This is a genomic window from Pseudomonas sp. P105, assembly GCF_032614175.1.
GTDB classification, from domain to species: domain Bacteria; phylum Pseudomonadota; class Gammaproteobacteria; order Pseudomonadales; family Pseudomonadaceae; genus Aquipseudomonas; species Aquipseudomonas rhizophila.
The window spans coordinates 5,168,723-5,183,788 of sequence record NZ_CP126693.1 but is presented as its reverse complement, the minus strand read 5'-3'; the positions used below and the strand labels follow the sequence as shown (position 1 = coordinate 5,183,788).

The following is a 15,066-nucleotide window of genomic DNA, read 5'->3' as shown; positions in this document are numbered from 1 at the left end:
CGGACAGCGAGGCGCTGCGGGCAGTCGTGACGCACACTACGCGCTACAATGGCGGTTTTACCGATCATGAGGTGTGCGCTTTGACTGCTCCAGGTGCTTTGAATTCCGCTGCCGGCTCGCTTTATGTGGTGGCGACGCCCATCGGCAACCTGGACGATATCAGTGCCCGGGCGCTGAAAATCCTGCAGGAGGTGGCCCTCATTGCGGCCGAAGATACGCGCCACTCTCAACGCTTGTTGCAACATTTCGGCATTTCAACGCCGTTGGCGGCCTGTCATGAGCACAACGAGCGGGAAGAAGGCAGTCGTTTTATCACTCGTTTGTTGGCGGGCGATAACGTCGCGCTGATTTCCGACGCGGGTACACCGCTGATTTCCGACCCTGGCTATCACCTGGTGCGCCAGGCTCGGGCGGCCGGCATCAACGTAGTGCCGGTGCCGGGGGCGTGCGCCTTGATCGCAGCTCTTTCGGCGGCGGGCCTGCCGTCGGACCGTTTCATTTTCGAAGGTTTTCTGCCAGCCAAGGCGGTGGGGCGACGGGCGCGCCTGGAGTCTATAAAGGAGGAGCCGCGTACGTTGATCTTTTATGAGGCGCCGCACCGCATCCTTGAATGCCTGCAGGACATGGAGCTGGTGTTTGGTCCGGAGCGCCCGGCGCTGCTCGCCAGAGAGCTGACCAAAACCTTCGAAACCCTCAAGGGGTTGCCGCTGGCGCAGTTGCGCGCCTTCGTCGAAGGCGATAGCAACCAGCAGCGCGGTGAATGCGTCGTGCTGGTGGCGGGCTGGACGGCGCCGGACAATGAAGAGACCGTCAGCAGTGAAGCGATGCGCATCCTGGACCTGCTGCTTGAGGAAATGCCCCTCAAGCGCGCCGCCGCCCTCGCGGCGCAGATTACCGGCGAGCGTAAGAACGTCCTGTATCAGGTCGCGCTGGAAAAACAGAAGGGCCAGTGAAACCGGGGCGCGGGGCTGGCCAAGGGCTTTTAGCGCTTGTTCTTCGGCCGCTCTGCCGTTAACCTTCGCGGCGGAGAGTCGATCGGACAGTCGCTGCCCTCTATGAAAATTAGGGGGGGGAGGAAAGTCCGGGCTCCATAGGGCGAAGTGCCAGGTAATGCCTGGGAGGCGTGAGCCTACGGAAAGTGCCACAGAAAATAACCGCCTAAGCGCTTCGGCGCCGGTAAGGGTGAAAAGGTGCGGTAAGAGCGCACCGCACGGCTGGCAACAGTTCGTGGCTAGGTAAACCCCACTTGGAGCAAGACCAAATAGGGTCCCAAGGCGTGGCCCGCGCTGGGACCGGGTAGGTTGCTAAAGATGTCCAGTGATGGCCATCGTAGACGAATGACTGTTCAAGACAGAACCCGGCTTACAGATCGACTCTCCACCTTTTCCCCTCCTGCCAGAATCGCTGGCAGACGCAATTGCTAAGACCAAAAAAATCTTACTCTTAACAAATCACTTTAACTTCTGAGCGCAGCTTCCTGTGTTCGCTGAAGTTGTGGCGAAAAATCCTACGTCAGATTCCCATCGCCCCTCCAGATACGCTCCTAAATCTCCGATCTATAAGGCTTTTCCTTCACTCCGCGCCTTGACGGTGCGGTGGGCGCATTCCTATAGTGTGCGCAAGTGGCGGAAAGTGGCATGAAGTGGGTTTTTTGAGCGTAAAACGCAAAATTTTTGGAGAAACGCTGACGTGTTTCGCGGAGCTAACGCTATCAGTCTCGATGCAAAGGGCCGTCTCGCCATGCCGAGCCGGTACCGTGACGAGCTCGTTTCGCGTAGTTCCGGGCAGTTAATCGTCACGATCGACGCCGTTGACCCATGTTTGTGTGTTTACCCTCTTGATGAGTGGGAAATCATCGAAACCAAACTGCGCGCACTGCCTTCACTGCGTGAAGAAAACCGCCGCCTGCAACGCTTGCTGATCGGTAACGCCGTCGACCTCGAACTCGACGGCAGCGGTCGTTTCCTGGTTCCGCCGCGCCTGCGCGAATACGCCAAGCTGGACAAGCGCGCGATGCTGGTGGGCCAACTGAACAAGTTCCAACTGTGGGACGAAGATGCCTGGAATGCGGTCTCTGCCGCTGACCTTGCTGCTATTCAACAACCGGGCGCCATGCCTGATGAACTGCGTGATTTGATCCTGTGACTATTGATAGCGGCTTTAACCACATCACCGTACTGCTTGACGAAGCCGTCGAGGCTCTCGCCGTACGTCCTGATGGCTGCTATCTGGATGGCACGTTCGGGCGCGGCGGGCATAGCCGGCTGATCCTCAGCAAGCTCGGTCCGGACGGTCGGCTGCTGGGGTTCGACAAGGATCCTCAAGCGATTGCCACCGGGCAAGCGCTAGCGGCCGAAGACGGCCGCTTTGTCGTTGTGCAGCGCAGCTTTGCGGAGCTGGGATCGGAAGTCGCCCAGCGTGGCCTGGCTGGCAAAGTCAGTGGCGTCTTGCTTGACCTGGGCGTGTCTTCGCCGCAGTTGGACGACCCTGAGCGCGGCTTCAGTTTTCTCAATGATGGCCCGCTGGACATGCGCATGGATCCGTCCCGCGGAATCAGCGCCGCCGAATTCGTCAATACCGCTGCGGTGGAAGAAATCGCCCGTGTTTTCAAGGAATACGGCGAAGAACGTTTTTCCGGTCGCATGGCCCGTGCCGTGGTCGAGCGTCGCGATATCAAACCGTTCGAGCGCACCGGCGACCTGGCCGAAGTGCTGAAAGCCGCCAACCCGGCATGGGAGAAGGGCAAGAACCCGGCTACCCGGGCTTTCCAGGGTTTGCGCATCCACGTCAATAATGAACTGGGTGATCTGGAGGCCGGCCTTGAGGCGGCACTTGAAGCACTTGAGGTCGGCGGGCGACTGGTGGTGATCAGCTTCCATTCCCTGGAAGACCGTATCGTCAAACTGTTCATGCGCAAGCTCACCAAGGGTGAGGCCGATAACCTGCCGCGCAACCTGCCGGTGCGTTTCGAAGCCTTCGTGCCGAAAATCAAGATTCATGGCAAGGCGCAGTTCGCCTCCGAGGCTGAACTCAAGGCCAACCCGCGTGCCCGTAGCGCCGTCATGCGTGTTGCGGAGAAGTTGCGGTGAGCAAGCTCTTCGCCAAGCCCCTGCCTGGCGGCAGCTTTTTCATGCTGCTGTTGTTTATCGGCGTGCTCGTGTCGGCCATCGCCGTGTCCTACAGCGCGCACTGGAACCGGCAGTTGCTCAACACCCTTTACAGCGAACTGAGCGTGCGCGACAAGGCCCAGGCCGAGTGGGGCCGGTTGATCCTGGAGCAGAGCACCTGGACCGCCCATAGCCGCATCGAAGTACTGGCGACCGAACAGCTGAAAATGCGCATTCCCGGGGCTGCCGAAGTGCAGATGGTGGCGCCATGATGAAGCTCGAAGGGGCACTCTTTCCGTGGCGCTTCCGCCTGGTCCTGGGCCTGCTCGGGATCATGGTGGCGGCCATCGTCTGGCGGATCATCGATCTGCAAGTGGTCGACCGTGACTTCCTCAAAGAGCAGGGTGATGCCCGTAGCATGCGGCACATCCCGATCCCGGCTCACCGTGGCCTGATCACCGACCGCAATGGCGAACCGTTGGCTGTGAGCACCCCGGTGACTACCCTGTGGGCAAACGCCAAGGAAATGCAGCAGGCCAAGGAAAAGTGGCCGGCCCTGGCCGTCGCCCTTGGCCAGGACCCCAAGGCCCTGGCCGAACGCCTTGAAGCCCAGGCCAGCAAAGAATTCATCTATCTGGTGCGCGGGTTGACGCCCGAGCAAGGCCAGAGGGTGCTCGACCTGAAAGTGCCGGGCGTCTACGGCATCGAAGAGTTCCGGCGTTTCTACCCGGCCGGTGAAGTGACCGCCCACATGGTCGGCTTTACGGACATCGACGACCGGGGGCGAGAAGGGGTCGAGTTGGCCTACGACGAATGGCTCGCCGGGGTTCCCGGCAAGCGTCAGGTCATCAAGGATCGGCGTGGCAGGCTGATCAAGGATGTCCAGGTCACCAAAAACGCCAAGGCCGGCAAGCCCTTGGCGTTGTCCATTGATCTGCGCCTGCAATATCTGGCCAACCGTGAGCTGCGCAATGCCATCGTCGAGAACGGTGCCAAGGCCGGCAGCCTGGTGATTCTCGACGTGAAGACCGGCGAGATCCTGGCCATGGTCAACCAGCCCACCTATAACCCGAACAATCGCCGCAACCTGCAACCGGCGATGATGCGCAACCGCGCGATGATCGACGTGTTCGAACCGGGCTCGACCATGAAAGCCGTTTCCATGGCGGCGGCTCTGGAAACCGGGCGCTGGAAGCCGGGGGATACGGTCGAGGTGTATCCGGGCACTTTGCAGATCGGCAAGTACACCATTCGGGACGTCTCCAAGACCGAAGGTCCGGTGCTTGACCTGACCGGCATCCTGATCAACTCCAGTAACGTGGGCATGAGCAAGATCGCCTTCGATATCGGTGGGGAAACGATTTACCGTCTTGCCCAGAAAATCGGTCTTGGCCAGGGCACTGGCCTGGGCTTTCCTGGCGAGCGGGTCGGCAATCTGCCGAACTACCGTGAGTGGCGCAAGGCCGAAACGGCCACATTGTCATACGGCTACGGTGTTTCCGTGACCGCGATCCAGTTGGCCCACGCGTTTTCGGTGCTGGCCAACAACGGCCGCATGACACCGCTGTCACTGATCAAAACCGACAAGGCCCCGGAGGCTACTCAGGTCATTCCGGAGGACGTCGCCAAGACCATGCAAGGCATGCTGCAACAGGTGATCGAAGCGCCGCGTGGGGTGTACCGCGCCCAGGTGCCGGCCTATCACGTGGGCGGCAAGTCGGGTACGGCCCGCAAAACCTCCGCGGGCGTCAAGGGCTATGCCGAGAATTCCTACCGTTCGCTGTTCGCCGGTTTCGGCCCGATGAGCGACCCGCGCTACGCCGTCGTGGTGGTCATCGACGAACCGAGCAAGGCCGGCTACTTCGGGGGGCTGGTTTCGGCACCGGTGTTCAGCAAAGTGATGTCCGGCACCCTGCGCCTGATGAATATCACCCCGGATAACCTGCCGCCGACCCAGCAAGCCAATACCGCGCCGGTCGTACCCTTGAAAGCCGAAGGAGGGCGTGGCTGATGTCCCTGAGCCTGAACAAGATTTTTGCCCATGCCGGCCACGATCTGCTGATTCGCGAATTGGCCCTGGACAGCCGCCACGTGCGTGCCGGGGATCTGTTCCTGGCCGTACCGGGTGCCCGGTTCGACGGTCGCGCCCACATCGCCGACGCCTTGAAGCGCGGCGCGGCTGCCGTGGCTTATGAAGTCGACGGCGCGACCGTGCTACCGATCACTGATGTGCCGCTGATTCCGGTCAAGGGCCTGGCGGCCCAGTTGTCGGACATTGCCGGGCGTTTTTACGGCGACCCGAGTCGTCACTTGAACCTGATTGGCGTGACCGGCACCAACGGCAAGACCAGCGTTTCCCAACTGGTGGCCCAGGCCCTGGATCTGCTGGGTCAGCATTGCGGCATCGTCGGGACCTTGGGTAACGGATTCCACGGCGCGCTGGAGAGTGGCCTGCACACCACGCCGAACCCGATCGCCGTGCAAGCAACCCTGGCCGACCTGAAAAAGGCCGGAGCCAAGGCTGTTGCGATGGAAGTCTCTTCCCATGGCCTGGATCAGGGGCGCGTGACGGCCTTGGCGTTCGACGTCGCGGTATTGACCAACCTGTCGCGCGATCACCTGGATTACCACGGCACCATGCAGGCTTACGGCGAAGCAAAAGCCAGGTTGTTTGCCTGGAATGACTTGAAATGCCGGGTCCTCAACCTTGACGACGCGTTCGGCCGGCAATTGGCCGCCGATAAGCGCGAGTCCCGGTTGATCACCTACAGCCTGGAAGATGCCAGCGCCTACCTTTATGTACGCCAGGCGCAATTCGATGACGAAGGCGTGCGCGCGACCTTGGTTACGCCCCAAGGCGAACACCACCTGCGCAGCACCTTGTTGGGGCGTTTCAACCTGAGCAATGTGTTGGCCGCCGTGGGTGCCTTGCTTGGCCTGGACTACGCCCTGGATGAAATCCTCAAGGTCCTGCCCAAACTCGAAGGGCCGGCCGGACGTATGCAACGGCTGGGCGGCGGAACGCAACCGTTGGTGGTGGTCGATTACGCCCATACCCCGGATGCGTTGGAAAAAGTCCTGATGGCCCTGCGGCCACACGCCAAGGGCAAGTTGCTGTGCCTGTTCGGCTGCGGCGGTGATCGTGACCGTGGCAAGCGTGCGCTGATGGCCGAAGTGGTGGAGCGCTTGGCCGACGGCGTAGTGGTCACCGACGACAATCCGCGCACCGAAGACCCGTCGCAGATTTTCGACGACATCCGCGCCGGCTTCTCGGCGGTGGATAACGTCACCTTCGTGGCCGGTCGCGGCCAGGCCATTGCCCAGTTGATCGCCGGTGCGTCGGCGGACGACGTCATTGTCCTGGCCGGTAAAGGCCATGAGGACTATCAGGAAATCAACGGCGAACGTCACGCATTTTCCGATTTGGTGGAAGCCGATCATGCCCTGACCGCGTGGGAGGTGGCCCATGCTTAAGGCTTTGAAGCTCAGCGAGCTGACGAATGTCCTGCAGGCGCGGCTGATCGCGGCTGACGCCAGTTTCGATGGGGTGAGCATCGACAGCCGGGCGATTGCCCCGGGGCAATTGTTCGTTGCCCTGGCCGGGCCGCGTTTTGACGGCCACGATTACCTGAACGACGTGGCCGCCAAAGGTGCGGTCGCGGCGCTGGTCGAGCGGGAAGTGACCAACAGCACGCTGGCGCAATTGCAGGTAAACGACACTCGCCAGGCCCTGGGCCAGCTCGGTGCATTGAACCGCGCCGCATACCGCAACCCGGTCGCGGCCATCACCGGCTCCAGTGGCAAGACCACGGTCAAGGAAATGCTCGCGAGCATTCTGCGTACCCGCGGTCCGGTGTTGGCGACCCGTGGCAACCTCAATAATGACCTGGGTGTACCCCTGACATTGCTGGAGCTGGCACCGCAACACAGTGCCGCGGTCATTGAGCTCGGTGCCTCGCGGCTCGGTGAGATCGCCTACACCGTGGGCATGACCAAACCTCACGTGGCCGTGATCAACAACGCCGGGACCGCCCACGTCGGTGAGTTCGGTGGTCCGGACAAAATCGTTGAGGCCAAGGGCGAGATTCTCGAGGGGCTGGATGCCGATGGCGTCGCCGTGCTGAATCTTGACGACAAGGCCTTCGAAATCTGGAAGACCCGGGCGGCTGGGCGCAAGGTCCTGACATTTGCCTTGAGCAATCTGGCGGCGAATTTTTACGCCAGCGACCTGGACCGCGATGCTCGCGGCTGCCCGGCCTTCAACCTGCACAGCCCCGACGGTGCAGAGCGGGTCCAGTTGAACCTGCTTGGCACCCATAACGTCGCCAACGCCCTGGCCGCTGCGGCCGCGGCCCATGCTTTGGGCGTGTCATTGCCGGGCATCGTGGCCGGCTTGAACGCGGTGCAACCGGTCAAGGGGCGTTCCGTTGCGCAATTGGCCAGCAACGGCATGCGCGTGATCGACGACACCTACAACGCCAACCCGACGTCCATGTGCGCCGCGGTCGATATCCTCGCCGGTTTCCCCGGCCGTACCGTGCTGGTGCTGGGAGATATCGGCGAGTTGGGCGAATGGGCGCAACAGGGGCATCACGATGTCGGCGCCTACGCGCGCGGCAAGGTCGATGCACTGTATGCCGTCGGCCCGATGATGGCCCATGCGGTGGCCGCGTTTGGCGAGCACGCACAGCATTTCAGCACTCAGGCCGAGTTGATTCAGGCCCTGAGCGCCGAGCAGGACCCGAACACCACCTTATTGATCAAGGGCTCACGCAGTGCCGCGATGGAAAACATCGTCGCGGCGCTGTGCGGTTCCCGTATGGAGAAACATTAATGCTGCTGCTGCTAGCGGAGTACCTGCAACAGTTCCACAAAGGCTTCGCGGTCTTCCAGTACCTGACCCTGCGCGGGATCCTGGGTGTGCTGACCGCGTTGTCGTTGTCGCTGTTCCTGGGCCCGTGGATGATCCGCACCTTGCAGAACCTGCAAATCGGTCAGTCGGTCCGCAATGACGGCCCGCAATCGCACCTGTCCAAATCCGGTACTCCAACCATGGGCGGCGCGCTGATCCTGTCGTCCATTGGCATCAGTACCGTGCTCTGGGCCGACCTGGCGAACCGGTATGTGTGGGTGGTATTGCTGGTGACCCTGTTGTTCGGCGCCATCGGCTGGGTCGACGACTACCGCAAGGTCATCGAGAAGAACTCCCGGGGGCTGCCGAGCCGCTGGAAGTATTTCTGGCAGTCGGTATTCGGCCTCGGCGCGGCGATCTTCCTTTATATGACCGCAGCCTCCCCGGTGGAAACCACCCTGATTCTGCCGATGCTCAAGGATTACAGCATCCCGCTGGGCGCAGGCTTCATCGTGCTGACCTACCTGGTGATCGTCGGCTCGAGCAACGCGGTCAACCTGACTGATGGCCTCGATGGCCTGGCGATCATGCCGACCGTGATGGTGGGCGGCGCGCTGGGGATCTTCTGCTACCTGTCGGGTAACGTGAAATTCGCTGAATACCTGCTGATCCCTTATGTGCCGGGGGCGGGCGAGCTGATCGTGTTCTGCGGTGCGCTGATCGGTGCCGGCCTGGGTTTCCTGTGGTTCAACACCTACCCGGCGCAGGTCTTCATGGGCGATGTCGGCGCGCTGGCGCTGGGCGCGGCCCTGGGCACCATCGCCGTCATCGTTCGCCAGGAAATCGTCCTGTTCATCATGGGCGGTGTGTTCGTGATGGAGACGCTGTCAGTCGTCATTCAGGTTGCTTCCTTTAAATTGACCGGCCGCCGGGTATTTCGCATGGCGCCGATCCACCACCACTTTGAACTCAAGGGCTGGCCCGAGCCGCGTGTGATTGTCCGTTTCTGGATCATCACCGTGATTCTGGTCCTGGTCGGCCTTGCCACCCTGAAGCTGAGGTAGAACGAGTGTCCCTGATCGCTTCTGACCACTTCCGCATCGTTGTCGGCCTCGGCAAGAGCGGCATGTCCCTGGTTCGCTTCCTGGCGAACCGGGGCGTGTCGTTTGCCGTGGTCGATACGCGGGAAAATCCACCTGAGCTGGCCACGCTGCGTCGTGACTACCCGCAGGTGGACGTGCGTTGTGGCGAGCTGGATGTGGAGTTCCTGTGCCGCGCCGACGAGCTCTACGTGAGCCCCGGCCTTGCGCTGGCAACCCCGGCCTTGCAGGCCGCCGCCGCCCGTGGCGTGAAGTTGTCCGGTGACATCGAGCTGTTCGCCCGTCACGCCAAGGCGCCGATCATCGCCATCAGCGGCTCCAACGCAAAAAGCACCGTCACCACCCTGGTGGGTGAAATGGCTGCGGCGGCCGGTAAGCGGGTTGCCGTGGGTGGCAACCTGGGAACCCCGGCGCTGGATCTGCTCAGTGATGACGTCGAGCTGTACGTGATGGAGTTGTCGAGCTTCCAGCTTGAAACCACCGACCACTTGGGCGCCGAAGTGGCGACCGTGCTCAACATCAGCGAAGACCACATGGACCGCTATAGCGGCCTGCCGGCTTATCACCTGGCCAAGCACCGGATTTTCCGGGGGGCTCGGCAGGTAGTGTTCAACCGTCAGGACGCCCTGACTCGTCCGTTGCTGGGCGAGGGCATGCCATGCTGGTCCTTCGGCCTCGGTGTGCCGGATTTCAAAGGCTTCGGGTTGCGCGAAGAGAATGGCGAGAAATACCTGGCCTTCGAATTCCAGAACCTGATGCCGGTGCGCGAGCTGAAGATTCGCGGCGCCCACAACCAGGCCAATGCCCTGGCGGCGCTGGCCCTGGGACATGCGGTCGGTCTGCCGTTCGACGCCATGCTGTCGGCCCTGCGCACGTTTGCCGGGCTCGAGCACCGCTGCCAGTGGGTTCGCGATCTTGACGGGGTGGCCTGGTACAACGATTCCAAGGCCACCAACGTGGGTGCCGCGCTGGCTGCCATTGAGGGCCTGGGCGCGGACATCCAAGGCAAGCTCGTGCTGATCGCCGGCGGCGACGGCAAGGGTGCCGACTTCAAGGACCTGCGCGATCCGGTGGCGGCCAACTGCCGGGCCGTGGTGCTGATGGGGCGTGATCGCGAATTGATCGCCCAAGCCCTCGGCGACGGCGTGCCGCTGGTTCGCGTCGCTTCGCTGGACGAAGCGGTGCAGCAATGCCGCGCCCTCGCACAGTCGGGCGATGCCGTGCTGTTGTCGCCGGCCTGCGCCAGTTTCGACATGTTCAAGAACTACGAAGAGCGCGGGCAGTTGTTCGCCCGGGCCGTGGAGGGCTTGGCATGAACCTGATGAACATCATCAAGCCATACCCGTCTCCGCTGATCACCGGGCGCGGCATCGACCTGGATTTCCCGATGCTCGTCGGTTGCCTGGCGCTGCTGGGCCTGGGCCTGGTGATGATCACTTCCGCATCGTCGGAAGTGGCTGCCGTGCAATCGGGCAACACCCTTTATCACATGATTCGTCACCTGATTTACCTGGTGATCGGTTTGGTCGCGTGCATTGTCACCATGATGGTGCCGATCGCCACCTGGCAACGCCTGGGTTGGATGATGTTGCTCGGTGCCTTTGGTCTGTTGGTGATGGTGCTGTTGCCGGGCATCGGTCGCGAGGTCAACGGCTCGATGCGCTGGATCGGCTTCAGCTTCTTCAACGTACAGCCTTCGGAAATCGCCAAGGTCTTCGTGGTGATCTACCTCGCTGGGTATCTGGTGCGTCGTCAGAAAGAAGTGCGCGAGAGCTGGATGGGTTTTTTCAAGCCGTTCATTGTGTTGCTGCCGATGGCCGGCCTGCTGCTGATGGAGCCGGATTTCGGCGCCACGGTGGTGATGATGGGGGCCGCAGCGGCGATGTTGTTCCTCGGCGGTGTCGGGCTGTTTCGCTTCACCCTGATGGTGGCGCTGGCGGTCGGCGCGGTGACGGTGCTGGTGCAGGCGCAACCTTACCGGATGGCGCGTCTGATCACGTTTACCGACCCGTGGGCCGACCAGTTCGGTTCCGGTTATCAATTGACCCAGGCCCTGATCGCCTTCGGTCGCGGCGAATGGCTGGGCGTAGGCCTGGGCAACAGCGTGCAGAAGCAGTTCTATCTGCCCGAAGCCCATACCGACTTCGTGTTCTCGGTATTGGCCGAAGAACTAGGCGTGGTCGGTTCGCTGCTCACCGTCGGGTTGTTCGTCTTTGTCTGTGTGCGCGGCATGTACATCGGTTTGTGGGCCGAGCGGGCCAAGCAGTATTTCGCCGCGTACGTGGCGTATGGCTTGTCGTTCCTGTGGATCGGTCAGTTCCTGATCAACATCGGCGTGAACGTCGGCCTGTTGCCAACCAAAGGCCTGACGCTGCCGTTCCTCAGTTACGGCGGCAGTTCCCTGGTGATTTGCTGTGCCTGTCTGGGCTTGTTGTTGCGCATCGAATGGGAGAGTCGAACCCACCTGGGCAGCGAAGAGATGGAATTCCAGGAGAGCGACTTCGCCGAGGAGCTGACTCATGGGCGCTAACGTGCTGATCATGGCCGGCGGAACCGGGGGGCATGTGTTCCCGGCGCTGGCCTGTGCCCGGGAGTTCCAGGCGCGCGGTTACACCGTGCACTGGCTGGGCACGCCACGGGGCATCGAGAACGAGCTGGTGCCCGCCGCCGGCCTGGAACTGCACCGGATCAACGCCAGCGGCCTGCGGGGCAAAGGCAAGTTGTCGCTGCTCAAGGCGCCGCTGATGCTGCTCAAGTCGATCTGGCAGGCCCGGGCGATCATCCGTCGGTTGCGGCCGGTATGCGTGGTGGGCTTTGGTGGTTATGTGACCGGTCCTGGCGGTGTCGCGGCAAAACTGGCCGGTGTGCCGGTTATCGTTCACGAGCAGAACGCCGTGGCCGGTACCGCCAATCGGTTACTGGTGCCGTTGGCCGCTCGAGTCTGTGAAGCCTTTCCCGACACCTTTACCCTGTCGGGCAGCCGTCGTACCACCGGTAACCCGGTGCGTACCGAGCTGTTCCTCGATACACCGCGCCCGGCCCTGGCCGGACGCAAGGCGCGTTTGCTGATCCTGGGCGGAAGCCTGGGGGCGGAGCCGTTGAACAAATTGCTGCCCGAAGCCTTGTCGCAGGTCGCTCCCGAACTGCGGCCCGAGGTGTTTCACCAGGCCGGCAAAAACCACGATGAAATCACCGCCGAGCGTTATCGCGCCGCAGGCGTCGAGGCGCAAGTGCAGCCTTTCATCAAAGACATGGCCCAAGCCTATGGCTGGGCCGACCTGGTGGTCTGCCGCGCAGGCGCGTTGACCATCAGCGAACTGGCTGCCGCCGGTCTGCCCTCGATGCTGGTGCCTTTGCCCCACGCCATCGACGACCACCAGACCCGCAACGCCGATTATTTGGCCCGTGAAGGCGCTGCCTTCCTGATGCCGCAAAGAACGACTGGTGCCGCGGATCTTGCCGCGCGCCTGACAGAGGTTTTGATGCAACCGCAAACAATCGAAGACATGGCCCGCGCCGCCCGTCGCCTGGCCAAACCCGACGCCACGGCCCAAGTGGTCGATACCTGCCTGGAGGTGGCCCATGGTTGAGAATCGCAAAGCCATGCCGCAACCGGAAATGCGCCGTATCCGCCGTATCCATTTCGTCGGTATCGGCGGCGTGGGCATGTGCGGGATCGCCGAAGTGTTGCTGAACCTGGGCTATGAGGTTTCCGGTTCCGACCTGAAAGCCTCGCCGGTTACCGAGCGCCTGGAATCCTTTGGCGCGCAGATTTTCATCGGCCACCGTGCCGAGAATGCCGCCAACGCTGATGTGCTGGTGGTCTCCAGCGCCGTGAACACCTCCAACCCGGAAGTCGCCACCGCCCTGGAGCGGCGCATTCCCGTGGTGCCGCGTGCCGAGATGCTGGCCGAACTGATGCGTTATCGCCACGGCATCGCCGTTGCCGGTACCCATGGCAAGACCACCACCACCAGCCTGATCGCCTCGGTGTTCGCTGCCGGTGGCCTGGACCCGACTTTCGTGATCGGCGGTCGTCTGAATGCCGCGGGCACCAATGCCCAGCTGGGCACCAGCCGTTACCTGATCGCCGAAGCCGACGAAAGCGATGCGAGCTTCTTGCACCTGCAGCCGCTGGTGGCCGTGGTCACCAACATCGACGCCGACCACATGGCGACCTACGACGGTGACTTCAACAAACTGAAGAAAACCTTCGTCGAGTTCCTCCACAACCTGCCGTTCTACGGTTTGGCAGTGGTGTGCCTGGACGATCCGGTGGTGCGCGAGATCCTGCCGCTGATCAAGCGCCCGACCGTGACCTACGGTTTTGGCGAAGAAGCCGACGTGCGCGCCATCAACGTGCGCCAGCAGGGCATGCAGACGTTCTTCACTGTGCTGCGCCCTGACCGCGAGCCGCTGGATGTGTCGGTGAACATGCCGGGCAACCACAACGTGCTCAATGCCCTGGCCACCATTTGCATCGCCACCGACGAAGGTGTCAGTGACGAAGCCATTGTCCAGGGCCTGTCCGGGTTCCAGGGCGTGGGACGACGTTTCCAGGTCTACGGCGAACTGCCGGTGGACGGCGGCAACGTGATGCTGGTGGACGATTACGGCCACCACCCGACCGAAGTCGCGGCGGTGATCAAGGCCGTGCGCGGTGGCTGGCCGGAGCGTCGCCTGGTGATGGTCTACCAGCCGCACCGCTACAGCCGTACCCGCGACCTGTACGACGATTTCGTCCAGGTTTTGGCCGACGCCAATGTGCTGCTGCTGATGGAAGTCTATCCGGCCGGCGAGGAGCCGATCCCAGGTGCCGACAGCCGTCAGCTGTGCCACAGCATTCGCCAACGCGGTCAGTTGGACCCGATCTACATCGAGCGCGGCGTGGACCTCGCACCGCTGGTCAAACCGCTGCTGCGCGCTGGCGACATCCTGCTGTGCCAAGGCGCCGGTGACATCGGTGGCCTGGCCCCGAAACTGTTGAAAAGTCCGTTATTCGCCGGGGCAATCGTGGCATCCAGCGAGGGGAAACTGAAATGACTGCTGCCTACGCCAACCTGGTTTCGACCCTGGACCCGAAAGCCTTCGGCCGCGTCGCCGTGCTGTTCGGCGGCAAGAGCGCCGAGCGCGAAGTGTCCCTCAAGTCTGGCAACGCCGTGCTGCAAGCCCTGCAAAGTGCCGGTGTCGACGCGTTCGGCATCGACGTAGGCGACGACTTTTTGCAGCGCCTGCTGAACGAAAAAATCGACCGCGCGTTCATCATTCTTCATGGCCGCGGCGGCGAAGACGGCAGCATGCAGGGCCTGCTCGAATGCCTGGGTATTCCCTACACCGGCAGCGGCATCCTGGCGTCTGCCTTGGCCATGGACAAACTGCGCACCAAGCAGGTCTGGCACAGTCTCGGCATTCCCACGCCCCGTCACGCCGTGCTGGCATCCGAGGCCGATTGTATTTCGGCGGCCACGGAACTGGGCTTCCCTTTGATCGTCAAACCGGCCCATGAAGGTTCAAGTATCGGCATGGCGAAAGTGACTTCGCTGCCTGAGTTGACCGCGGCATGGAAAGACGCCAGTTCCTACGATTCGCAAGTGTTGGTCGAGCAGTGGATCACCGGTCCCGAGTTCACCATCGCCACCCTGCGTGACCAGGTGTTGCCCCCGATTGCCCTGGGCACGCCGCACACGTTCTACGACTACGACGCCAAGTACGTGGCCAATGACACCCAGTACCGCATTCCATGCGGGCTGGACAGCGCCAAGGAAAAACAACTGATGGACCTCACGGCCAAGGCCTGTGAGGCGCTGGGTATTGCCGGTTGGGGCCGGGCGGACGTGATGCAGGACGCCGACGGGCAGTTCTGGTTCCTGGAAGTCAACACCGCCCCAGGCATGACCGATCACAGCCTGGTACCGATGGCGGCCCGTGCCGCCGGCCTGGATTTCCAGCAATTGGTGCTGTCGATCCTGGCCGCCAGTGTCGGCTCTCAAGAGCCAAGAGGTTAAGC

At 62.3% G+C, this 15,066-nt stretch carries 13 protein-coding genes and 1 other RNA gene; all 14 read left to right on the top strand.

Translation table 11 applies throughout. The features are described 5' to 3' along the window. The first annotated feature begins 80 nt into the window (after positions 1–80). Positions 81–953: a 16S rRNA (cytidine(1402)-2'-O)-methyltransferase gene (gene rsmI, locus QOM08_RS23230; RefSeq protein WP_139049184.1), complete on the top strand. Its 873-nt coding sequence runs from the start codon at positions 81–83 to the stop codon at positions 951–953. A gap of 74 nt (positions 954–1,027) precedes the next feature. Beyond that, an RNA gene (gene rnpB, locus QOM08_RS23225) (RNase P RNA component class A) lies at positions 1,028–1,381 on the top strand. Positions 1,382–1,689: 308 nt separating this feature from the next. Beyond that, positions 1,690–2,145, top strand: coding sequence for a division/cell wall cluster transcriptional repressor MraZ (gene mraZ, locus QOM08_RS23220; protein ID WP_003205355.1), 456 nt, complete (start codon positions 1,690–1,692; stop codon positions 2,143–2,145). Beyond that, a complete protein-coding gene (rsmH, locus tag QOM08_RS23215) occupies positions 2,142–3,089 on the top strand; it encodes a 16S rRNA (cytosine(1402)-N(4))-methyltransferase RsmH (protein ID WP_410479103.1) in 948 nt (315 codons plus the stop codon). Before mraZ ends, rsmH begins: the two co-directional genes overlap by 4 nt. After that, entirely contained in the window at positions 3,086–3,379 is a 294-nt protein-coding gene (gene ftsL, locus QOM08_RS23210; protein ID WP_047228812.1) for a cell division protein FtsL, read from the top strand. The genes rsmH and ftsL overlap by 4 nt, the downstream gene beginning before the upstream one ends. Further along, the gene (locus QOM08_RS23205; RefSeq protein ID WP_172833814.1) at positions 3,379–5,118 is read left to right on the top strand and encodes a peptidoglycan D,D-transpeptidase FtsI family protein; all 1,740 of its coding nucleotides are present in this window, start codon (positions 3,379–3,381) and stop codon (positions 5,116–5,118) included. The genes ftsL and QOM08_RS23205 overlap by 1 nt, the downstream gene beginning before the upstream one ends. Further along, entirely contained in the window at positions 5,118–6,581 is a 1,464-nt protein-coding gene (locus tag QOM08_RS23200) for a UDP-N-acetylmuramoyl-L-alanyl-D-glutamate--2,6-diaminopimelate ligase (RefSeq protein WP_047228814.1), read from the top strand. The genes QOM08_RS23205 and QOM08_RS23200 overlap by 1 nt, the downstream gene beginning before the upstream one ends. Continuing rightward, complete coding sequence (locus QOM08_RS23195) at positions 6,574–7,941, top strand: UDP-N-acetylmuramoyl-tripeptide--D-alanyl-D-alanine ligase (RefSeq protein ID WP_076383609.1); 1,368 nt, start codon at positions 6,574–6,576, stop codon at positions 7,939–7,941. The genes QOM08_RS23200 and QOM08_RS23195 overlap by 8 nt, the downstream gene beginning before the upstream one ends. Continuing rightward, positions 7,941–9,023, top strand: coding sequence for a phospho-N-acetylmuramoyl-pentapeptide-transferase (mraY, locus tag QOM08_RS23190; protein ID WP_047228816.1), 1,083 nt, complete (start codon positions 7,941–7,943; stop codon positions 9,021–9,023). The genes QOM08_RS23195 and mraY overlap by 1 nt, the downstream gene beginning before the upstream one ends. Positions 9,024–9,028: 5 nt before the next feature. After that, entirely contained in the window at positions 9,029–10,375 is a 1,347-nt protein-coding gene (gene murD / locus QOM08_RS23185) for a UDP-N-acetylmuramoyl-L-alanine--D-glutamate ligase (protein WP_316912192.1), read from the top strand. Continuing rightward, positions 10,372–11,589 (top strand): putative lipid II flippase FtsW, encoded by a 1,218-nt coding sequence (gene ftsW, locus QOM08_RS23180; RefSeq protein WP_410479102.1) that lies wholly within the window; start codon positions 10,372–10,374, stop codon positions 11,587–11,589. The genes murD and ftsW overlap by 4 nt, the downstream gene beginning before the upstream one ends. After that, on the top strand, positions 11,579–12,649 hold the full coding sequence (gene murG, locus QOM08_RS23175) for an undecaprenyldiphospho-muramoylpentapeptide beta-N-acetylglucosaminyltransferase (RefSeq protein ID WP_139049188.1): 1,071 nt from the start codon (positions 11,579–11,581) through the stop codon (positions 12,647–12,649). The genes ftsW and murG overlap by 11 nt, the downstream gene beginning before the upstream one ends. Further along, the gene (murC, locus tag QOM08_RS23170; RefSeq protein ID WP_107321912.1) at positions 12,642–14,102 is read left to right on the top strand and encodes a UDP-N-acetylmuramate--L-alanine ligase; all 1,461 of its coding nucleotides are present in this window, start codon (positions 12,642–12,644) and stop codon (positions 14,100–14,102) included. The genes murG and murC overlap by 8 nt, the downstream gene beginning before the upstream one ends. After that, a complete protein-coding gene (locus tag QOM08_RS23165) occupies positions 14,099–15,064 on the top strand; it encodes a D-alanine--D-alanine ligase (protein WP_076383613.1) in 966 nt (321 codons plus the stop codon). Before murC ends, QOM08_RS23165 begins: the two co-directional genes overlap by 4 nt. Positions 15,065–15,066: the final 2 nt, after the last annotated feature.